Source organism: Blochmannia endosymbiont of Camponotus sp. (assembly GCF_023586365.1).
GTDB lineage: Bacteria > Pseudomonadota > Gammaproteobacteria > Enterobacterales > Enterobacteriaceae > Blochmanniella.
The window spans coordinates 158,295-180,501 of sequence record NZ_CP097759.1 but is presented as its reverse complement, the minus strand read 5'-3'; the positions used below and the strand labels follow the sequence as shown (position 1 = coordinate 180,501).

Sequence of the window (22,207 nt, the reverse complement as noted above, 5' to 3'; positions counted from 1 at the left end):
TGAATCTAATTAGCAATATTTTTCAGAAAATAGCTTCATAAAGCTAATTAATTTTTTTACACCTTCTAATGTCATGGCATTATATAAAGATGCCCGCATACCCCCCACTACTTTATGTCCTTTCAAGCCATGTAATCCGAAACACATTGATTCTTTTAAAAAAAGATCATTTAATTTATTGTTTTTTAAAAAAAAAGGGATATTCATATATGAACGATTAGATCGACTAACATTATTATAATAAAAATTACTAGAATCAATGACATCATATAAAAGAGCTGATTTTTCTTGATTACGTTTCTTAATTTCCTTTAAGCCTCCTTGTGTTTTTAACCATTTAAACATTAAACTAGCAACGTACCAAGACATAGTAACAGGCGTATTAAACATGGAGAAATTATCAGCTAAAATTTTATAATTTAAAATGGACGGGACTGCTCGGTAAGGTTCTTTCAATAAATCTTTTCTGATAATTATTACGGTCAAACCAGATATGCCAATGTTTTTCTGAGCGGTAGCGTAAATTATACCAAAACGGTTTACATTTAGTGGACTCGAAAATAAAGTTGAAGAACAATCTGCTACCACTATTTTATTAGAAAAATTTGGGGTTTCATATACAGCTATTCCATCAATAGTTTCATTAGGACAATAATGAATATATAGACTATTTTCAGAAACATCCCATTTAGATATAGGTTGAATATTATGTAGTCCATTTTTTTTGACGATCACGTTAATTATACGTGGATCACAATATTTTTTTGCTTCTATTGCTGCATTGTATGCCCAATACCCAGTTTTTACATAATCAACTCTCTCTGAAGATGTTTTTAATAAATTCATAGGAACCGCAGAAAATTGTGCACGTGCTCCTCCATGACAAAATAAAACTTCATAATTTTCTGGAATATCAAGAAGCTCACGCATATCTTGTTGCGCAACTTGCATTAATTGCAAAAATTCTTTACTACGATGACTTATCTCTATGACGGATATGCCCATATTATTCCAACTATATAATTCTTCTTTAACTTGCCTTAAAACTTGTTTTGGCAACATTGCTGGACCTGCGCTAAAATTAAACACTTTATTCATATAATGATCGATCATAAATAATTAAATTAATTAAAGTAGTATCCTTCATAAAGATACTACTGTTGAAAACAACAGTTAAAAATATAAAATAATGTTAAGTAACATTTTGTATCACAAATTTCATCCAATATAACAAAATGAAAACTATTGTTTATACGCAAACAACATTTTCAGTTGCAATGAACAAAATAAAATTTTTTGTCAAAAATAATGAATTCTATTATTATTATCTTTAATTCAATTATCTGGTTACCCGTAATGAATATATACATTTATTTATTTATTTCAGAAAACAATAACAATCAACTAAACCAAAAAACTATATTTAAAAATTAACATTCAATTAATATGTGTTACATCGTTCATATAAGGATATAGCACCGAAGGAATCGCCACGCGTCCATCTTCTAATTGATAATTTTCAAGCACCGCTGCCAATGCTCGACCTATTGCTACTCCAGAAGCATTTAAAGTATGCAATAATCTCGTCTTTCTATGCATTCTTCCTTTATATCGTGCTCTTATACGACGCGCTTGAAAATCCCCAACATTTGAACAAGAAGAAACCTCGCAATAAGCATTATATGCTGGAAGCCATACTTCTAAATCATATGTTTTGCAAGAAGAAAATCCAATATTTCCCGTGCATAATAATATTTTCCTATATGGTAATTTAAGTAATTGCAATACTTGCTCTGCATGACTAGTTATTTCTTCTAATATCTGCATAGATTTATCTGGATGTACTACTTGAACCATCTCAACTTTATCAAATTGATGCATCCTAATCAATCCACGAGTATGATGACCATATGATCCTGCTTCATAACGGAAACATGGGGTATGAGCAACCATCTTAATGGGTAATTCTTCTTCATCAAGAATTACATCACGCACTAAATTTATCAGAGGTACTTCAGCGGTAGGTATTAATGTGTATGGATTAGTTCCGGATTGTAAGTGTTGCATATGAAACAGGTCTTCATAAAATTTTGGTAATTGACCTGCGCCATATAAAGATTCTTGATTTACTAAATATGGTAGATAATATTCTTCGTATCCATGACGTTTAACATGCAAATCTATCATAAATTGAGACAAAGCGCGATGCAAATGCGCTATTTGTCCTTTCATTACAATAAAACGTGATCCAGTTAATTTTGTTGCATTAGCAAAATCTAAACCATTAGTAAATGCACCCAACGCTACATGATCCCGTATTGGAAAATTATATTGACCCGGCTTACCCCAACGCATAATTTCTAAATTATCTTGATCTCTGAATCCATCAGGCACTTGATCATCTGGAATATTTGGTAAAGATAACTCAAATTGTTTAATTCTGTTTTTTAATGCTTTATTTTCAAGTTTAAGAGAAATTAATTTTTTTCCTAAAACATATGCTTCTTGACATAAAAATTCTACATTTTCTCCACGAGACTTAGCTATTCCTATAATTTTAGCCTTAGCTTTACGTTCGGTCTGTAAACTTTCAGTTTTTTTTTGTAAAATTTTTCGCAAACTCTCTTGCTGACGAAATTCATTAATATTTAGTATAAACTTTCTGCGAGCAAGCTTTTTAGCAACCAAATCAAGATTACTGCGCAACAAATTGGGATCAATCATATCTAACCTATACTATTCGTTTCATCATATACTAATTTTACTAATAATATATTTTTTAACAATTACAACAAATGTACGCCATTATAACAAATCCATGTCATATTATTATTATTATTTACTGCAATCTACAATTTCAGATAATTCACTGCACCAAATGTAAAATATCACGATTTATTATCGTTAATGATATTTCAAGTGTATATATGCGCTTTCCTAGCACCTATCCCATTTAACTCTTTAAAAATATCTAAAAATAATTAATGCTTGTATTCAAAAATACATTGACATACTACACATATAATAAGTTACTTTATAACATTTTTTGATTCTTTTGTAAAAATAATACCTCTATCATATATAGACATAACCATGTATTATATAGGAAATGACTTGAAAACAATTCAAATGAATTTACTACATCTTTATTAAAGAACAGAAACATATATAACATATATATGACTGTTAAAATCATATATATTCTCATAATAACACTCCCATCATCTTTCGATGACACAAAACACGTACTCCGTTGATGTTTCGTGAAAAAATGTAGAAACAATGCAATAATCAAGCACATTTTATCATTATGGAACACCAAACTATAATATTTTCTAAATTTCTTTTATTATATAGATATCGTGATATACATCAAACTCTTATAACATATCAATAAAAATTAACTTAATGCGCTTATACGATTTTTTTATATATATTTCGTATAAATAAAATAATTTTTCTTATTTATTGAACAAAATCTAAATCAATTATTTGATAGATATTATTTTCTTTGATCGTCTAGTTGAATATCCTTAGAAGGAATGAAATAAAATTTGCCTATATCGATGTCATCATTATTTTGATCCAATAAATAATAATCTACATGTTGTCCTTTTTCTTCGAAAAAACTAAATTTCTCGATCGTACCCCGATCAGTGATCTTAATTCTACATTCTTTTAAATTAAAATTATTACTTATCGGTATTAAATAAAACAAATCCCCTTGTTGAGATACCGTATATTCATTCCATTCATATATATTGTTGCTAGAAAACAACATAAAAAAAATATTATCGGAAAAGTTCCGTAACCGATACGCAGTAACTTGTTTGATAGAAGGAATATAAAACCAAAGTGTTTTCCCATCAGATATTAAAAAATTTTCTTCAGGAGATATCATATGCCAATTAAATAAATTAGGACGTTTTATCCATAATTCCCCACGACATTCTAACACCATATCGTTATCAGAATTAATAACTTTTTGAATAAAATGTACATAAAGATTATTTATTTTTTTTAAGCGATTTTGTAAAACAAAAACAGATGCATCGTCAGCTATTACAGTAGTAACTACAATAACGCTTAAAAAAACAGCATATATTATCTGTTGCATCATTCTGAGTTAATTATCTCCATGAACATGATATATATTGTTTAAATAAACAAAATATTATATATCGCGTATATATGCATCTATATACGCGATATATAATTCTGATTACTCAGCAAAGATCATGAACTAATCATTTGATTTTTCCAAAAATTAACTACTGCATGTATTTCTCGATCTTCTACAAAGGCCCCATGTACCCGAGTAGACGTGGAAGAGTTAGGCCCTAAATATAACATATCGCCCATACCTAATAAAGATTCTGCTCCGGATTGATCAAGAATAGTACGAGAATCTATTTTACTTGATACAGTAAAAGCTATACGGGCTGGAATATTTGCTTTAATTACTCCAGTAATTACATCCACTGACGGTCTTTGAGTTGCTAATATTACATGAATCCCAGCGGCGCGAGCCTTTTGTGTTAAACGAATAACTAATTCTTCCACTTTTTTTGTTGTAGTCATCATCAAATCTGAAAATTCATCTACAATAATTACAATATAAGGTAATTTGTCTAATGTATTAGAACAAGATGCAGTATTATTATGCACGCATTTGCTGATATTATTTGTTACATATTCTTTAGAATAAAATTGAGTTACATGACTGTTATAATTTTCTAAATTCCGAACACTAAGCATTGCCATCAGTTTATAACGACGCTCCATTTCCTTTATACACCATTGTAATACTTCATACACTTCTTGTGTATTGGTAACAATTTGTTTTAAAAGATGAGGGATACCTGAATATATTGATAATTCTAAAATTTTGGGATCAATCATAATAAAACGCACTTCCTCTGGCGTAGCTTTATATAAAAGACTAATAATCATAGCATTAATCCCCACAGACTTACCTGATCCAGTAGTACCAGCAACTAATAAATGAGGTAGGGATTTAAGATCCACAATTAACGGCTGTCCAGCTACATCCTTTCCCAAGACCAACGCTAATGGAGTATTGATATTTTTAAACTGATCTGAACCAATTATATCTCCTAGATATACTGTTCTGCGCTGTTTATTAGGAATTTCTAATCCAACATATGGAGTACCAGGAATTACATCTACCACTTTAACAGAATTTGTGTATAAAACACGAGCTAAATCGCGTGATAAATTAGAAATTCTTGACGATTTTATACCCGGTGATAAATTCAATTCAAATCGAGTAATTACCGGTCCAGGAATAATATTAGCCACATTTGCTATAATGTGATATTCTAGTAGTTTCGATTCTAGCAACTGGGAAGTTTTTTTTAACTCCAGGCAGTTTATCGTTGTTTTTTCTGAAGAAGATGTAGTCAATAAGTCTGTACCCGGAAAAATAGCAGCGCGATTACTATAACATAAATCATGATGTCCCGCAGGGACTTTTTTATATTTAAACAAAGGTACATGTTGTTTTATGTTTGTGTTAACAACCATGGGAAGTTTTTGAACAATGTCATTTCTATCAATACGTACTACATTTAAATCTTGTATCAATGATGCATTATGTTTTTGTTCTTTTTTGTCAGCACAATGCATATTGTTACTGCTACTACAAATTGTTTTGTCAAATGTATTAATTTTTATAGAACAATTTTTCCCTGTAGAAACAACATTAGTCACATATTTTTTGTGATAATAATCGTAACCTGACTTACTTATGCATAATTTAGAACAAAATAACAAACGCCCAATAAAATTGAAACCTTGACTAAATATCTTTATCGCTGAAATGCATTTCATTTTAAAAAAATTATTTTTTAAAATAGGATTAAATTGCTTAGTAGATTTGTTAATATTTTTAGATACATCAGGAATGATTTGTATGTTTAATAAATCATTTGTTGAATTTTTTAAAAAATCAGGATCCTGTGTAGAAAAAACCAATGGATATGTGAATCGTTTAGCACACGATTTTTGATGAATAAATTGATATCTATATTTTTTGTTACAAAACAATAATATACTTAAATAGCGTAAATAATTAAATAATTGATTCTTAATAGTTTTTAAAATCATCCAAAAAAATCTATTAAAAAACACTATAATATCAATAATTCCAATTAAAAAAAATAAAATTATACTGATATGATGAGTCATTTTTTCGTAAGATGAAATAATATCATACGATATGCTTCCTACTATGCCACCAGAAGAAAAATAAAAAAAATTATCAAATGCTACATGAGCTAATCCACAACACGCGAATAATAAGATTAATATACCTATTAATTTAAATACAAAAATAAAAACAGTAATACGTATACCCTGCACATAAATCTTCCAAAGATAAAAAAATAGAAATAATGGAATTATATAAACTGGAATACCAAAAATAAAAAATAAGCAATCAGAAATTTTCGCCCCTAACATACCTCCAATATTATGAATAGATCCATCCCACATAGTCTGTAACCATCCAGGATCTGCAGGATTAAAACTAATTAATGAGATAATTAAATATAATAAAGTTATACTTACACCAATTAATATAAAATTAATCACTAAAAATATCTCTTACTTAAGTATTGATAATTAATTTTTTATGAAATAATCATTTTATCTATATCAAGTATAGATTTAATCTAAACAATAATAATATTGTCAATTCATATAAATAATTATACGCAATATCATTATGTCATGAATTCAATATACATGTTACGTATATGTTCTAATTTATAAAATTATAAATAAATAATGTTGCAGATATATTACTTCAACGCTATATATATCTTTAACGAAAAAATAAAAATCCTAATAAAATTAAAAAATACTTTTAATTTTCTACAAAACGCTCGATGTATATTGCAAATATATCTCGCAAATACATACGATTTTTTATATGAGTGAGTATTAATTACAGTAATTTTATTATATAATGACAGATTCGTAGTTTTAACTGCGATCCTTATTTGCAACTACATAAGAATTATATTTCCAAGCAAATATTGATACCGTTAAAAATATATTTCTATATATAGAATATAATTTATAAAAATAATTTAAACTAAGTAATAATTTATTTTAAATTACAATATTGCATCTGTTTCTATTAATATTACATACCAAAATATTAATTCTTACCGCAATGTACTCAAGCAGTATATAAGGAGATTCAATTATTATGATAATAAAAAAACATTGCAAGCTACTCATATTGGGAGCAGGCCCCGCCGGATATACCGCAGCTATTTATGCTGCACGAGCTAATTTAAATCCTGTATTAGTCACTGGATTAGAAATAGGAGGTCAATTAAGTACTACTACAGATATAGAAAATTGGCCTGGAGATCCAAAAAACCTTACTGGACCTATGTTAATGAATCGTATGAATACGCACGCCGCTTGTTTGCACACAGAAATTATCTCTGATCACATATTTAAAGTAAATTTTAAACAATACCCTTTTTGTTTATACGGTAATACATATGAATATACATGTGACGCTTTAATCATAAGTACAGGAGGATATGCTCGCAGTCTTGGTATACCTTCTGAAGAAAAATATAAAGGAAAAGGAGTATCTTCGTGTGCTACTTGTGATGGATTTTTTTTTAATAAACAAATTGTTGCAGTTATTGGGGGAGGTAACACGGCAATAGAAGAAAGTTTATACTTATCCAATATTGCTTCTAAGGTGTATCTGATTCACCGTCGTTCTACATTTAGCGCAGAAAAAATATTAATTAATAGACTCATGAATAAAGTACACAGTGGTAATATTGTTTTGCATACCAATCATATTGTTAAAGAAATATTAGGTAATGGTACAGATGTTACCGGTTTACGTATAACAGATCTAACACAACATCAGGAACACATAATAAATCTTCAAGGTATATTTATTGCTATTGGATACAATCCAAATACTTCTATATTCAATGATCAACTCGTATTAAACAATGGATATATTTGTGTGCATTCCGGTATGAATGGCAATGCAACAGCCACCTCTATTCCAGGTATATTTGCAGCAGGAGACGTCATAGATCACAACTATCGTCAAGCAATTACTGCAGCTGGATCAGGTTGTATGGCTGCAATAGACTCTGAGCGTTACTTATCTACTATGATGTATTAATACATCAACACATAAATAAAACAAAATTCGAATAAAATTATCCATTAATTTTTAAATAAAATATATAATTACTCGTACTTATAAAATCTAAAAATAAAAATTAATATTTAACAAGTATAAACTAATGGCTGGTGCTATCCAGAATACGTTACGTAGTAACAACGTTGAGTAAATATATACAGTTAACTACATAAATTTATACATATTACAACCTGAACACACAAAATACAAAACAAAAAATAGTATTCTTACTGCAGCAGCAATGTATATGTCTAAAATAAATAAAAGAAATAACCAATCTATAATAAAATAGACCCCATTATAGTTTTATTATTATAGTTATAACTTAGTAATTGTATTTGACAGAAAAAAATAAACTTTTTAATAAAGTTATTAAAATTAAGTACTTAAATGATCGTACATATAAAATCAACACTTGATTAGCTTCTAATATTATGAGATGATCCCGGATCGTTTATTGAATTTTTAGAGATCATAATGACAAAAGAAGATAGCTTTGAAATGCACGGCATCGTACTAGATACCTTACCTAATACGATGTTTCGTGTAAAGTTAGAAAATGGACACACCATTGTGGCACATATTTCTGGAAAAATAAGAAAAAACTACATTCGAATATTAACAGGAGACAAAGTCACCGTTGAGCTAACACCATACGATTTAAGTAAAGGAAGAATTATTTTCCGTAGCCGATAACAATCAAAGTACAATTTAAATTTTTATACATATATGCACCGCTAAATCCACTGTGAACACAAGTCAAGCTATTAGGTTGTTTCAAAAAATCATGACAAATTCATCCGCACTCGTCACATCAATCACATTAATATAAATAAACATTTTTTATCTTTTTCTTATAATTCCATCCCTAATTTAATCCACCAAATACGCCCTGGTTCATAAATCAAAGTACCGGAAGGATATCCAAGCCGTTTATGAACACACGAATTCAGATATCCTCTATAATTATGATTTAGTAAATTGTCTACACCAATACTAAATTTATAAAATTGAGAACTTTTCCATGCAAAATGCATGGAAAATATTCCAAATCCTGAAGTATTACAATTTACACCTGTATGAGACAACATATTTCTAGAAACAAAAGACCCCGGTGACATCAACGAACTATTAATAGATTGCGGCAATGCTAATTTCCACTTCGCAGCTACACTATAACTTCCTCGTATCCATTGACATGTAACTCTACCCTCCAATGGAGGAGCTCTAAATAAAGTGCTGCCATTGTCAACATTCATTCCCCAAACCCATGAGATATCAGTTGTAGTATGCCAATGCTCATTAAATTGATAATTTAATCCTACTTCAGTGCCGCATATTTTAGCATGAATGTTCTCCGAATAACTAATAGCATCTTGTATAATGTCATCGTTACGATAATCACATAGGATAAAATCTTTAACATATCCAGCATAAGATGATATCCATCCATTGATTTGTAGATGTTGAAAACGTGCTCCTATATCCATCTGAATAGTTTTTTCAGGTTTTAATTTTAAAATATCGTCTATATTAATGTTTTCTCCGGATTTAGTATAAAATAACTCCCAATAATCAGGCAATCGAAAACTTGTGCCTACACCAATACAATATGACAACAACGGATTAATATTATTCTCATAACGCATAAATCCAGCAGGATATACTATACTGTGCCGTTTATATTTAGAACAATTATTAAAATTAATAACACTATATTCCAGTCGTGCCCCCCCAATAAATCTTCTGTTTGACAACGAATCAACAATCAATTCGGTAAATATACCAGTATCTCGAGAGGCAATGTCTGTTTTCCAATGAGGATTAGATTCCATATGTTTTCTATGTGTATTAATTTGAATATCTGCACCACTATGACATTTGATATTGTCCCATTGAGATACAGTAATACCTCGTGCACCCCATATTAATCGATCAACGTTATTATTAACATTACTACTAAACCCACAACATTTTTCAGTAGATAATTCTGTATTATGAGACACAGTATCAGCCATAATATGGTTTACATAATTATGCCAAGCTTGTAGTTCAATTTTATCTAATACTTTACTGATATCTAAGGTTTCTATTTTCATCCCATAACTTTCTCTCGCAAAACATAACCCATCCATAGATCGAGCGGCATAATTTGCAGTACCATTTCCCTGCCCCAAACTGACTTCTAAATATGTATCTGCACTTAAATTAAATGACAAAATCGCATCAGCGTTCCATTTATACCACGCAGAATGTACTTGGTTTTTATGACCATCACGATAATCGTCTGAACGAGAAATATTGCCTATTAATCTAATATAGCCGTATTTATTTCCCATAATACTATCTATATTTTTATCTATTTTTTTATTCGCACCGATTGTTACATTACTGCGCAATTGAATTTTTGATTTATCAAATCGAGGATGATATCGTTCAAATTGCAACGTACCCGCAGATGTTACAGGGCCCCACAGTACTGTTTGAGGGCCTTTAATAATATTTAAAATATCAAAAGTTTCGGGAAAAATATAAGCGCTAACAGGATCCATATGAGAAAAACAAGCGCCGAGTATTTCGCCATTATCCATCAAAATACGCATTCGAGATCCAAACATTCCCCTAAACACTGGTTCGTTATTCACTCCTCCATTACGAATAGAAGAAAATCCAGCAATATCTTTTAAATAATCAGAAACATCAATTACATACGACGATTGCAAAGACGTTGCAGGAGAATCACTGAAAATCAATGGGGAATTTTTTGGTGAAATAATAGTTATGACGTCATCATGCATTTTTCCTTGGAATAATATAGGTTTTTTTTGTATACCACTAGATATTGATGCCAAAGTATCTTTAGGTTTACTACTAACAGACACACCATCTGAATGAGCTTGAGAATTATTAAGAGTGAATATGCCGAACACAAAACATATCAAAAATAATATTTTTTGAATTAATATTTTATTATTATAAAAAAATTTTCCATATACCATATATACTCGTAACTATTACATTCTTTTCAATATATTGATATCTTTATTACAATATATATTAAAAACTTAATTTCTTCTAATATAAAATCAAATAAATAGATAATATTAATAATCTCGATTGAAACTGATCGTTTCCAACTAAATACCTAATCTTGAGATTATTTACAAATATCATAATGCTTAAAAACAAATCGTGGATATATAATATGCATTCTAAATATTGTACTAAACACTGATGAAATCACGGTACTTACTATTCTATATTCTCAACTGAAGTTTAGTTAACACGTCTTATTTAATTTATCAGAAGAATCAACTGCTCAAATCAATATCCCTTTGATATTGATTTGAGCAGTACACATACTAATATGCTAGATTTTTACAAAATGTTGTTATACTATCAAAAAATAAATTACAAACAACCACAATCTACATAAACATAAATTACAATTATGTTAATGCATTTTATGATGAAATACTTTTCACAGTATTTATATATATAAATTAAAAAATATACTATTTGAATCCTTATGTAAACAGATGATATAAATGTTGATTTTATCCATGTACAGTTCATATAGAGTAATTAAATGAAATATGTCATTCAATCAACTATAATATTTGACACTACAGAATATACTCTGACATTATTAACTGATTCCGATACATCAGTAAAATTATCTAATTCTGCTGGACGAGTATTAGAAGAGCTTATTAAACGACACAATATTGATGTTTGTGCGCCAGTCACCCGAGAACACTTGTTTTCAAACGTTTGGAGAGCTTATGGGTTGGAACCATCTAACGGCAACTTAAATCAACAAATTAGTGTAATAAGAAAAACCTTAACATCTTTTGGACTAGATTCCTCATCTATTATAACTATTCCTAAGCGAGGGCTGAAGCTAAACAATCAATTAATTATAGAAAAAATACACGAAGATCGACCATGCGTATCTCCCTCCCTACATAAAAACACAGATCAAAACAATAATTTATTATCATCTTCTATTTTACTAAATATAAAAGCTCATATAAAATACATGATTACTCTGACAATAATGGTTGTAATATTACTCAGCATTGGTTTTGTGTACTTATACACTAAAAAAGATCACATTAAACTATATTGTTGCAAAGAAATAAACTCATGTAATATTTGCACTTTCCATTCAGAATTGGGATTTGAATGTAATGACTGCACTATGCAGTGCACTGAAATTACATAATACAATCAAACAAATAATAATGATTCATATTATCTTGATTTTAACTCTAAAATTTTAATTGTTATGCAACATACATGTGACAATAATATGCGGCTTCAATAACTAACCGGATTATATACGTTATTAACTAACAACTACTAAAAACATATTAAAAAATAAAATACATTTGTTTATATATTCTTTCAAACAAGAACCACTTCTTCAGTTAAAACACCCATTGATAAATTTGTTAAATACCCAACTAAATTCAACACACTTCCCTTTTATTAAAATTTAACAAACATTATAATATATCTATCAACTATTCATTTAAAAAATAATATTATATTTTTCATCAAACATTATCGCATTATTTGAAATTCTTAAATTTTTACTAAAAATAACCATGTTATAAACCAAATATCACAAAAATTCAAAAATTAGTAATTTTTAAATTCACTATTGGTAAGTATTCCTCGGGACAGAAATACCTTCTAACAAAAATATAAATTAACCGTATATATCTAAATCATTAGAATTAACTGCCATTTGTATTTGATCAATAATAATTGAAATATATTATATATATATCAAATAGATAAACACAAGTTATTCGCTACATGGAAAAAGTTTTTTAATTAAATAATTAGAACAAAAAGTATTATTATATTTTCAATATCATTATAACCAATTTAACTTAGCCAAACCAGCCGTTCATTATCGTGCAAAAGTTTTATCAATATCCTGTATTTATTTCAATAACAACCGAAACTAAATATACCATTTACTTATTTAAAGTACATAAAATTAACCTGCTACGAATAAATTATACTAATAATATGTTTCATCAAATCACAATGGTCATGACATATGTCTCATAAAATTTTATCAAAAATAAAATACTTGTATAAATCTACGCTATTTATTATTACAATTAATTTTCTGTAACATAAATAGAATTAACTTTAAATAAATAACGTTGCGCTTGCTTAGATGGATGATGAGATTGTATATGTTGGTAAAATTGTTCCGGATTAAGCTTATTTATTTTTTCAATAGCATAATTACGATCAATAGAAAATGTTTTCAACAACGCACTTAACCCATTCACATAAGCAACAATTACGGCATAGCGTCTAGTTTTTACATCAATAATTCCCTCTAATTGTTTTTGCAATATAGACAAATAAGCAGTACCAAGGTCAATATTAACAGCAGCATTTTTTAATTCACGAATACTAGGTTCTCCTCTCCATCCTTTCAAACGATAAGCATCTCTGCCTGCAGTATCCGCTTTAAGCTGCATTAACCCAACAGCATTAGATTTACTAATTACCGTGGGATCATAATTAGATTCTACTTGAATAATGGCTTTCACTAAAGATGCATCTACTCCATAATTCATAGCACAATAATGAATATAATCATTATACATAGACGGTGTAATTCGTTTAGGAAAATAAGTTATCTTATACTTTGAATCAGTATATAATGTCCATGTAGCGTTTTTTTCAATATTTTTTTGAGCACAAGTTGCTAGTAACAAAATTACAACTAAATGTATTATACACATCTTCATAATTTCATGATTTTATGATCAAAATATGTATTTCTTCATAAAATTATTATACAAAAATGATGTTCTCATACTTTAAAAATTAATTTTTCCGCAATTTTAATAATTAAAATATATAGAAACATCTATTTATACATACATGCACACATAAATACATAAATAATGATTCATGTTATATTTGTTACCGAGTGAATGATTATACTTAAAATTTATACTAAAATATTAAAAACATTGACTGTTCTGTATAGAACAAAATATTTATTCTTTAACAAATAAAAAGATAACATAAATTTTATACGTTTTTCTGATAAAATTAAATAATAATTACTTAAATGAATTTAAACAAAAAACTTATTAAAATAAAAAAACCCAAAATTAAATACCTATAATTATAATACACAGTGTTAAAAATTATTTTTTACCATCTATGTGTTACATATATAAATATAAACCACGTACATAGATGATTATTTATTGAAGCGCTTAGAGAATTGAATAAATGCCAACAATGTTTCATTGCTGACATGATGCTCAATGCCTTCTGCATCTCTTTGAGCAATTTTTTTATTGATGCCTAAATCCATTAAAAAAGTTTTTACAATTTTGTGTCGTATATGATTTTCATTAGCCAATTGTCTCCCTTGTTCTGTCAACGACACTCCACAATAGCGTTTATGATTAATTAATGAAGAAGCAATTAACTTTTTTAACATTTTTGCTACTGTTGGCTGCGTTACTCCAAGGCTTAATGCTAAATCTACTTGACGCGCTTCCCCACGTTCTTGAATTAAATCTGCAATTAATTCAATATAATCATCAATGAGCTCGCGTCGATGTGCCGCTCTAACCTGGATAAATCCTTGTAAATTATCTGTTTTTTTTGTAAAACACGCCAGATTACTGGACAATACTTCTATATTATTTTTAGTCATAATAAAATCTCATGTTACATGATAAATAATAATACTTTTTTATCAATTTGAATAAATAAATATTGTATTCAATAAATAATTAATCCTTATATAATTGTTTACGTGTGTAAATATAAAATTCTCAATCTACATACTACACTCCGTATTAGTACATACGATATATCAAATAATTTACGTATGTAAATAAAAACAATAAACACTACACATACATTAATAACATAGAAAGAAATTAAATTTTTGACTATCATGCTGATCTCTTAAATAAACAGAACAATTATCTAAATATTAGACAAATTTTTAATATATCTTTTAATAATCAATCACATAAAAATTATCTTGATCTATCGTAACTTATAGATGTATTGAATATGTAATAATAACGATCAACGTACGTTTGATAGAACAAAATAATTAATTGACAATATATTTAGCAGAATATAATATTCACATATTAAATTGCTTTAAGTAATGATAATATTACTTAATACACTATATCATTATTTTTATAGATCAAGTAAATATCTTTTGATTCCATTCTTCATATGAATTAAAAATATTTACTTTTTTTAAATATATATTTTAGAGATTAAAAAAATAAATCATATAAATTATTCGATGTACTATTATCCGCATACATTTTGCAAATAAATACTTAAAATACAAAATTTCTATATTACATACTACATAAATCCATTTTAATACTTTATATTGTTATAAATTATGTCATATAATCGCACAAAAAAAGTAATTGTTGGCATGTCTGGTGGTGTAGATTCTTCTGTATCTGCATGGTTGTTACAACAACAAGGATATAAAGTAGAAGGATTATTTATGAAAAATTGGGAAGATGACGACAGCACAGAACATTGTGCATCAGCATCGGACTTATCGGACACTCATGCCGTTTGCGATAATTTAGGTATATATCTGCACACCATAAATTTTTCTAAAGAATATTGGGAAGATGTATTTCAAGTATTTTTACAAGAATATAGCATGGGTCGCACTCCTAATCCTGATATTCTTTGTAACAAAGAAATTAAATTTAAGTATTTTTTAGAATTTGCATTGCAAGATCTAGGCGCTGATCTCATTGCAACCGGTCATTATGTACGCCGTGTTGATATGAATAAAGAAACTTATCTGATACGCGGTACAGACCAAAATAAAGACCAAAGTTATTTTTTGTATACACTAAGTTATAAACAACTTAAACAATGTTTATTTCCTGTAGGAACGTTAAATAAATCCCAAGTTAGAAATATTGCTAAACAATTAAACTTAATCACAGCAAACAAAAAAGACTCAACTGGTATCTGTTTTATTGGTAAACGCAAATTTAAAGATTTTATTAGTAAATATATACCAATACGACCAGGAGTGATAATTGATATAAATGGAGATACAATCGGCGTGCACCAAGGAGTATCATTTTATACCTTAGGACAAAGAAAGGGCCTAAAAATAGGTGGAGTAAAACAAGGAAATGGACAACCGTGGTACGTAATAGACAAAGATATATCAAATAATATATTAATTGCAGCACAAGGACGTAATCATCCACGTCTCATGTCTATCGCGTTCATTACTGAACAAAATCAATGGGTAAAACGACACGCACTTACATCCCCTTTATATTGCACAGTTAAAACCAGATATAGACACCCCGATATTCAATGTCAAGTATATCCTCTTTTAAGCAACAATCTTAAAGTTATTTTAAAAATTCCGGTTTTAGCAATTACACCAGGACAATCAGCAGTATTTTATTTAAAAGAACGTTGTTTGGGCGGAGGAATTATTACAAAAATATACCCTTTTCTAGCTTCTTAAATATTAGAATAATTGTTTTAAAAAATATCAAAAATATCAATTGTTACAATCAAATATAACCAATAATCATTACATATAATTTACACTTTCATTATAAATAAATAAATGTTATAGTTTCATAGATTTAGTTATAAATAAGATTGCCTAAATAAATATTAAGAAATCAATCATATGAATATTCTACAAAATCATGTCTATCATCATAGACATATGATCATCGATCATCATCCCATATATTTTTTAAACATTAATACTAGTATCATATAATCACCTATATTTATGAAATAAAATTTTTTTACAAAATATAAAAATATTCAATAAGATGCACATATTATCTTTTGGATAAACTCGTAATTTTTAAATATCATATAAAATGTAAGCTCCTAATTAATTATGAAGAGGAAAAAGTGATAACATTATCGCCCTTAACTGTAATATCTCCTATTGATGGTCGTTACCACAAACAAACTGATTCTTTACGTAATATTTTCAGTGAATTTAGTTTACTAAAATTTCGTGTCCAAATAGAGATTCATTGGTTAAAGAAACTTGCTAACACAATTTCTATTAAAGAAATATCACCTTTTACGCAAATCGAATGTGATTTTTTAAATAAACTGATAATCAACTTTAATATTAAAGACGCAGAACGTATTAAAGAAATAGAAAAAATTACCAATCATGATCTCAAAGCAATAGAATATTTTATAAAAGAAAAAATAAACGTATTACCTAATTTAAAAAAAATCAGTGAATTTATTCATTTCGCTTGTACTTCAGACGATATTAACAATCTTGCATATGGATTGATGCTGACTAAAACTAAGAAAACTATTTTTTTACCCATTTGGAAACAAATTATTAACGAAATAAAAAAAATGAGTATTAATTATAAAGATATTCCTGTGTTATCTAGAACCCATGGACAACCCGCCACTCCTTCTACTATCGGAAAGGAAATGGCTAATATTGCATACCGTTTGATACGTCAATATCATCAATTAGAATCAATCAAAATTTTAGGTAAAATTAACGGTGCCGTAGGAAACTATAATGCTCACGTAATAGCATACCCAGAAATAAATTGGCGAAAATTCAGTGAAGAGTTTGTTATATCTTTAGGAATGCAATGGAATCCTTATACAACACAAATAGAACCACACGATTATATTGCCGAACTATCTGACTGCATTGCACGATTCAATACCATATTAATAAATTTTAATAGAGACATATGGGGATATATTGCTCTCAACTATTTTAAACAAAATCATAATAATACTGCAATTGGATCTTCTACTATGCCATATAAAGTAAATCCTATAAACTTCGAAAATTCTGAAGGAAATTTAGGATTAGCAAATGCCATGCTTAATCATTTTTCCGCTAAACTACCAATATCGCGTTGGCAACGTGACTTAAGCGATTCTACTGTTCTAAGAAATCTGGGTATGGCCATGGGGTATGCCTTAATCGCCTACCATAGCGTATTAAAAGGCATAAAAACACTGACAGTTAATAAAGAACATGTATTAACCGAATTAAATAAAAACTGGATAGTGTTAAGCGAAGCTATTCAAACAGTAATGCGACGATACAATATTCATGAATCTTATGAATGCACAAAAAAATTCATCAGTAATACAAAGATTAATCCTGAAAAAATAAAAATTTTTATTGAATCACTACCATTACCAGCAACAGAAAAAATACGATTACAAAAAATCACTCCACTTGATTACATAGGCTTAGCGGTAGATATGGCAAATGACATTACTGATATAATATAATAAAAATAATCAATTATTACATGCGTAATTACTCATCATTATGATGGAAATAATGAACCTGTAAATAAATACTATAAAACATATGAAACGGACCGAACGCTACACACTATCTTATATCTCTAAATATAGCAATCACATATATTTTGATACTATAATCAAGTGTATCATCTCATTATATTTGTATTCATTTGACATTTTATTAATAATCTGATTACATGGTCTAACCAATTTATCTATGCGAGCACCATTATAATACTCTAATAAAAATCATAAAACATGCTTATTTTAAGATTTCAGATAAATTAACCTGCCTTGTTTTTGACGCTGCATACCAACTAGTTAATGAGCCTAATAATAATGTTGTGCTTAGTACCAACAATATATCCCATTCATTTAACTTAACGGGTAAAAAATTAATAAAATAAGTTCCTTCTGATAAAATTTTATTTCCTAATAAATCATTGCATATCGTAATTAAACTTGTTAAATGAAAAGCTATAAAAATACCCAATCCAGTGCCTATAATACTAGAAATTATATAAATAATTAACCCGTGCCAAAAAAACACACATTGAATTAAAATATTTTTAGCTCCCAATGCACGTATTATCGCAATATCATAGTTTTTGTCTTTTATTGATAAAATCAGTACAGCAATTACATTAAAACAAGAAATACCTACGATTAATATCATTGATAAATATATAATTATGCGAATCATTTGAATGTCTTGATAAATATATCCATAAGTTTCCATCCAACTACGCGCAAAAACCTGCTGGTTCAGCATTCTTTGAATTTTATATAGTGTTTTATTAACAGAAAAAATATTGTTAAGCTTAATAGCTATTCCTGCAACATCTGACGTTTCATCATAATAATGTTGCACATCTGATAAAGACATTATTGCAATATTGCAGTCTAATTGACTATTTGAATTTAATATTCCAGCTACTTGTAAACGAATTTTCTTAGATGACAATAATTTATTATTTGAACGAAAATCATGAGCAGTCACAACAGTAATCCAATCACCCACTCTAATTCCTAAATCTTCTGATATTCCTTTTCCTAAAATAATTTTTTCTATATTTTCGCAAAAATATTTCCAAGAATCTTTTTCTATAAAATTAAGTAATGCGTTTTCATTGACGTTTTGCTTCAAATCTACACTTCTAACATAAACTACATGCCATTTATTATTATATTCAATAACTCCATAAAAATTAATATAAGGACTCGCATGACTAATATCTGGTATCCGACGAATACACTCTAAAACTGTTTGCCAATTAACAAATGGTGCTCTTATTGGTTCAATTTCCCCATGTGGAATAACTGATAAAATACGATTACTTAATTCATATTTAAATCCATTCATTGTACTTAATGCAATTATAGATATAAGTATTCCTATAGTAATACTAATAACAGAAATCAAAGACATTAAGGATATTAAAATATTACCACTCGAACCTCGATGAAATTTTAATGCAATTTTCAAAGACAACATCATTTATAAACAATTACCTAAACGAGTCATTCTGACTCAATTTTATTTTACCATTAGATATCAAAAATATTTTATGACATTGTTTAGCCAAATTTAAATCATGCGTTGCGATTAAAAAAGTTGTGCCATAATATGTATTTAACTTTTTTAATAATTGAAAGATACTATCTGAATTTTTTTGATCTAAATTACCGGTTGGTTCATCAGCTAATATTAAAGATGGATTATTTACTATAGCCCGAGCTATAGTCACTCGTTGACTTTCCCCCCCAGATAATTCATGCGGAAAAGAATGAATATAATTTTTTAATCCAACTGACTCTAATATACATTGTGCCCTATTTTTTGCCTGATTAAACGCAATACCTCCAATCAATAAAGGCATTGCTACATTTTCTAAAACATCAAAATCTAACAATAAATGATGAAATTGATAAACAAACCCTAACCGTTTATTACGTATCACAGAACGTTCGCTGTCAGTTAATTTATGTAGCGCATGACCCTCAAAAAATATCTCCCCTTCAGTTGGCTTATCCAATCCTCCAAGCAAATGCAACAATGTACTTTTGCCAGATCCAGATGCTCCTACCACAGCAATCATTTCATTAGATTGTATACTCAGAGTAATGCAATTCAACACTCTAATTAATAAATTAGCGCGTTGATAATATTTTGTTAACTGAATACAATGCAACAATGGAATATCAGCCATAACGTAAAATTTTTGCAGGATAAAAAGAAGCCGCTCGCCACGATGGGTACAACGTAGCCAACAAGATCATAATAAACGTCATGAATATGATACTTGAAATTTGAGAATATTTTATTTCTATAGGTAAAAATATAGTATCTGGAAATATTTTTAAAAATAATAATATTTTATTTAACTTATGAGATAACAATACTCCTGATATCGTTCCCAATATAATACCAAAAAACCCATTAGTAACTCCTTGAACCATAAAAAGTAAGATAATTTGTCGGCGAGTGAAACCATATGTTTTGAGTATTGCAATTTCTATTTGTTTTTCTAATATTAATAATACTAAAAAAGAAACAATGTTAAAACCTGCTGCTATTATAATTAAACCTAACAACAAAGACATTATATTTTTTTCTATTTTCATCGCTTGAAATAAAGACCCTTTATATTCTCTCCAATCCTTCCACATCCAGTCTGTATGTAATCGCATTTGTTGAGTGTAGTGACTGAGTAAAAATGGTTCATGTAACCATAAACGCCACCCAGTAACACATTGAAATGGATAATGCATTAACGCAGAAGCATCTAATTGATGAACTAATACTTGATAAGAATCAACTTCACTGTTAGTAATATAAATATCTAATACCGTAAACAGTCGTTGACTGGGGATATGGCCAATAGGAGTGATCTGCATAACAGAAGGAACAAGCAAACGAACTTGATCATTTATATGTACTTCAAGTTTTTTTGCTAATGCTGATCCAAGAATTATATAATATTTTCCTACAACCAATTGATTTTCACGTTTATTTACCAAATAACCACACAATGGTTCAAAACAAGTTGGATCGATCCCTAACATAACTCCAAACGACATCTTATTGGAACTTTGCAATATCACATTGGATATGACCAATGGCTCCTTACGCATTATATTGTGTAATTGATCTAATACTAAATTTGGTTTATCTCTAACATGTACATATCCTTTGGGGGTAGTGAGTAACGCATGAGGTATGAAATGCAGAAGATTTTGTTTTAACTCACGCTCAAAACCATTCATAACTGATAACACGGTTATCATAGCCATCACACCTATCATAATAGCAAAACTAGAAAACCAATAAATATGCCGACCAAATTGATCTATCGATTTTCCTGAAATATAACGTAGAGCAATAAACAATATAGTCGATCGATGCATCAATATTTGTTTAGGTTACCTCATAAATATAAAAATAATATAAAATCGTATATTTTACATCATATGAAATATATAATTACATGCACATATGTATATGGATACAAAATTTATTGAAATAATAAATATAATTATTTTAAGTAAATTTTAATAACTGAATTATTTCTCAGTATTATATTTTTCAGTCTCTTAAAGGAGTTTTTATATTACCAACACATCTCAATATTATTG

14 protein-coding genes and 2 pseudogenes are annotated in these 22,207 nt (G+C 28.4%); 5 read left to right on the top strand and 11 right to left on the bottom strand.

Annotated elements, in window-relative coordinates:
* Positions 1-9: 9 nt before the first annotated feature.
* The 5 genes and pseudogenes from serC to M9407_RS03330 form a co-directional block, all read right to left on the bottom strand.
* Positions 10-1,098 carry a 3-phosphoserine/phosphohydroxythreonine transaminase gene (serC, locus tag M9407_RS00730; RefSeq protein ID WP_250237262.1) on the bottom strand — a complete coding sequence of 363 codons (1,089 nt, stop codon included), beginning with the start codon at positions 1,096-1,098 and terminating at the stop codon, positions 10-12.
* A 339-nt stretch (positions 1,099-1,437) separates the two neighbouring features.
* Positions 1,438-2,724: a serine--tRNA ligase gene (gene serS / locus M9407_RS00725; RefSeq protein WP_250237261.1), complete on the bottom strand. Its 1,287-nt coding sequence runs from the start codon at positions 2,722-2,724 to the stop codon at positions 1,438-1,440.
* Positions 2,725-3,502: 778 nt separating this feature from the next.
* A complete protein-coding gene (lolA, locus tag M9407_RS00720; protein WP_250237260.1) occupies positions 3,503-4,120 on the bottom strand; it encodes an outer membrane lipoprotein periplasmic chaperone LolA in 618 nt (205 codons plus the stop codon).
* Positions 4,121-4,257: 137 nt separating this feature from the next.
* Positions 4,258-5,442, bottom strand: a pseudogene (locus M9407_RS03335) (DNA translocase FtsK); the annotation flags it as partial.
* A 720-nt stretch (positions 5,443-6,162) separates the two neighbouring features.
* Positions 6,163-6,615, bottom strand: a pseudogene (locus tag M9407_RS03330) (DNA translocase FtsK 4TM domain-containing protein); the annotation flags it as partial.
* Between the two features lie 622 nt (positions 6,616-7,237).
* On the opposite strand from M9407_RS03330, the gene trxB reads away from it, so the two are divergent.
* Both trxB and infA read left to right on the top strand, forming a co-directional pair.
* Positions 7,238-8,194, top strand: a complete 957-nt coding sequence (gene trxB, locus M9407_RS00710; RefSeq protein ID WP_250237258.1) for a thioredoxin-disulfide reductase — start codon at positions 7,238-7,240, stop codon at positions 8,192-8,194.
* A gap of 498 nt (positions 8,195-8,692) precedes the next feature.
* On the top strand, positions 8,693-8,911 hold the full coding sequence (gene infA / locus M9407_RS00705; protein ID WP_250230973.1) for a translation initiation factor IF-1: 219 nt from the start codon (positions 8,693-8,695) through the stop codon (positions 8,909-8,911).
* A gap of 158 nt (positions 8,912-9,069) precedes the next feature.
* Here infA and M9407_RS00700 read toward each other — a convergent pair whose 3' ends face one another.
* Positions 9,070-11,214, bottom strand: coding sequence for a TonB-dependent copper receptor (locus M9407_RS00700; protein ID WP_250237257.1), 2,145 nt, complete (start codon positions 11,212-11,214; stop codon positions 9,070-9,072).
* Between the two features lie 590 nt (positions 11,215-11,804).
* Here M9407_RS00700 and M9407_RS00695 point away from each other — a divergent pair.
* A complete protein-coding gene (locus M9407_RS00695) occupies positions 11,805-12,443 on the top strand; it encodes a winged helix-turn-helix domain-containing protein (protein WP_250237256.1) in 639 nt (212 codons plus the stop codon).
* A 913-nt stretch (positions 12,444-13,356) separates the two neighbouring features.
* Here M9407_RS00695 and M9407_RS00690 read toward each other — a convergent pair.
* Entirely contained in the window at positions 13,357-14,001 is a 645-nt protein-coding gene (locus M9407_RS00690; protein WP_250237255.1) for a transglycosylase SLT domain-containing protein, read from the bottom strand.
* Between the two features lie 464 nt (positions 14,002-14,465).
* Complete coding sequence (gene mntR / locus M9407_RS00685; protein ID WP_250230964.1) at positions 14,466-14,930, bottom strand: manganese-binding transcriptional regulator MntR; 465 nt, start codon at positions 14,928-14,930, stop codon at positions 14,466-14,468.
* A gap of 720 nt (positions 14,931-15,650) precedes the next feature.
* Between mntR and mnmA the strand changes: the two genes are divergently transcribed.
* Both mnmA and purB read left to right on the top strand, forming a co-directional pair.
* Positions 15,651-16,763, top strand: a complete 1,113-nt coding sequence (gene mnmA / locus M9407_RS00680) for a tRNA 2-thiouridine(34) synthase MnmA (RefSeq protein WP_250237254.1) — start codon at positions 15,651-15,653, stop codon at positions 16,761-16,763.
* Positions 16,764-17,173: 410 nt separating this feature from the next.
* Positions 17,174-18,553, top strand: a complete 1,380-nt coding sequence (purB, locus tag M9407_RS00675; protein WP_250237436.1) for an adenylosuccinate lyase — start codon at positions 17,174-17,176, stop codon at positions 18,551-18,553.
* A 280-nt stretch (positions 18,554-18,833) separates the two neighbouring features.
* Here the strand turns inward: purB and M9407_RS00670 are convergent, their stop codons facing one another.
* Genes M9407_RS00670 through lolC form a run of 3 tightly spaced genes read right to left on the bottom strand, consistent with a single transcriptional unit; the run spans position 18,834 to position 21,979 of the window.
* A complete protein-coding gene (locus tag M9407_RS00670) occupies positions 18,834-20,069 on the bottom strand; it encodes an FtsX-like permease family protein (protein ID WP_250237253.1) in 1,236 nt (411 codons plus the stop codon).
* Positions 20,070-20,079: 10 nt separating this feature from the next.
* A complete protein-coding gene (gene lolD, locus M9407_RS00665; RefSeq protein WP_250230957.1) occupies positions 20,080-20,781 on the bottom strand; it encodes a lipoprotein-releasing ABC transporter ATP-binding protein LolD in 702 nt (233 codons plus the stop codon).
* Positions 20,774-21,979: a lipoprotein-releasing ABC transporter permease subunit LolC gene (lolC, locus tag M9407_RS00660; protein ID WP_250237252.1), complete on the bottom strand. Its 1,206-nt coding sequence runs from the start codon at positions 21,977-21,979 to the stop codon at positions 20,774-20,776. Before lolC ends, lolD begins: the two co-directional genes overlap by 8 nt.
* Positions 21,980-22,207: the final 228 nt, after the last annotated feature.

Excerpts from the sequence above, each read along its gene's own strand:
- serC (WP_250237262.1), bottom strand. The coding sequence starts at position 1,098 with ATGAATAAAGTGTTTAATTTTAGCGCAGGTCCAGCAATGTTGCCAAAA.
- serS (WP_250237261.1), bottom strand. The coding sequence starts at position 2,724 with ATGATTGATCCCAATTTGTTGCGCAGTAATCTTGATTTGGTTGCTAAA.
- lolA (WP_250237260.1), bottom strand. The coding sequence starts at position 4,120 with ATGATGCAACAGATAATATATGCTGTTTTTTTAAGCGTTATTGTAGTT.
- trxB (WP_250237258.1), top strand. The coding sequence starts at position 7,238 with ATGATAATAAAAAAACATTGCAAGCTACTCATATTGGGAGCAGGCCCC.
- infA (WP_250230973.1), top strand. The coding sequence starts at position 8,693 with ATGACAAAAGAAGATAGCTTTGAAATGCACGGCATCGTACTAGATACC.
- M9407_RS00700 (WP_250237257.1), bottom strand. The coding sequence starts at position 11,214 with ATGGTATATGGAAAATTTTTTTATAATAATAAAATATTAATTCAAAAA.
- M9407_RS00695 (WP_250237256.1), top strand. The coding sequence starts at position 11,805 with ATGAAATATGTCATTCAATCAACTATAATATTTGACACTACAGAATAT.
- M9407_RS00690 (WP_250237255.1), bottom strand. The coding sequence starts at position 14,001 with ATGAAGATGTGTATAATACATTTAGTTGTAATTTTGTTACTAGCAACT.
- mntR (WP_250230964.1), bottom strand. The coding sequence starts at position 14,930 with ATGACTAAAAATAATATAGAAGTATTGTCCAGTAATCTGGCGTGTTTT.
- mnmA (WP_250237254.1), top strand. The coding sequence starts at position 15,651 with ATGTCATATAATCGCACAAAAAAAGTAATTGTTGGCATGTCTGGTGGT.
- M9407_RS00670 (WP_250237253.1), bottom strand. The coding sequence starts at position 20,069 with ATGATGTTGTCTTTGAAAATTGCATTAAAATTTCATCGAGGTTCGAGT.
- lolD (WP_250230957.1), bottom strand. The coding sequence starts at position 20,781 with ATGGCTGATATTCCATTGTTGCATTGTATTCAGTTAACAAAATATTAT.
- lolC (WP_250237252.1), bottom strand. The coding sequence starts at position 21,979 with ATGCATCGATCGACTATATTGTTTATTGCTCTACGTTATATTTCAGGA.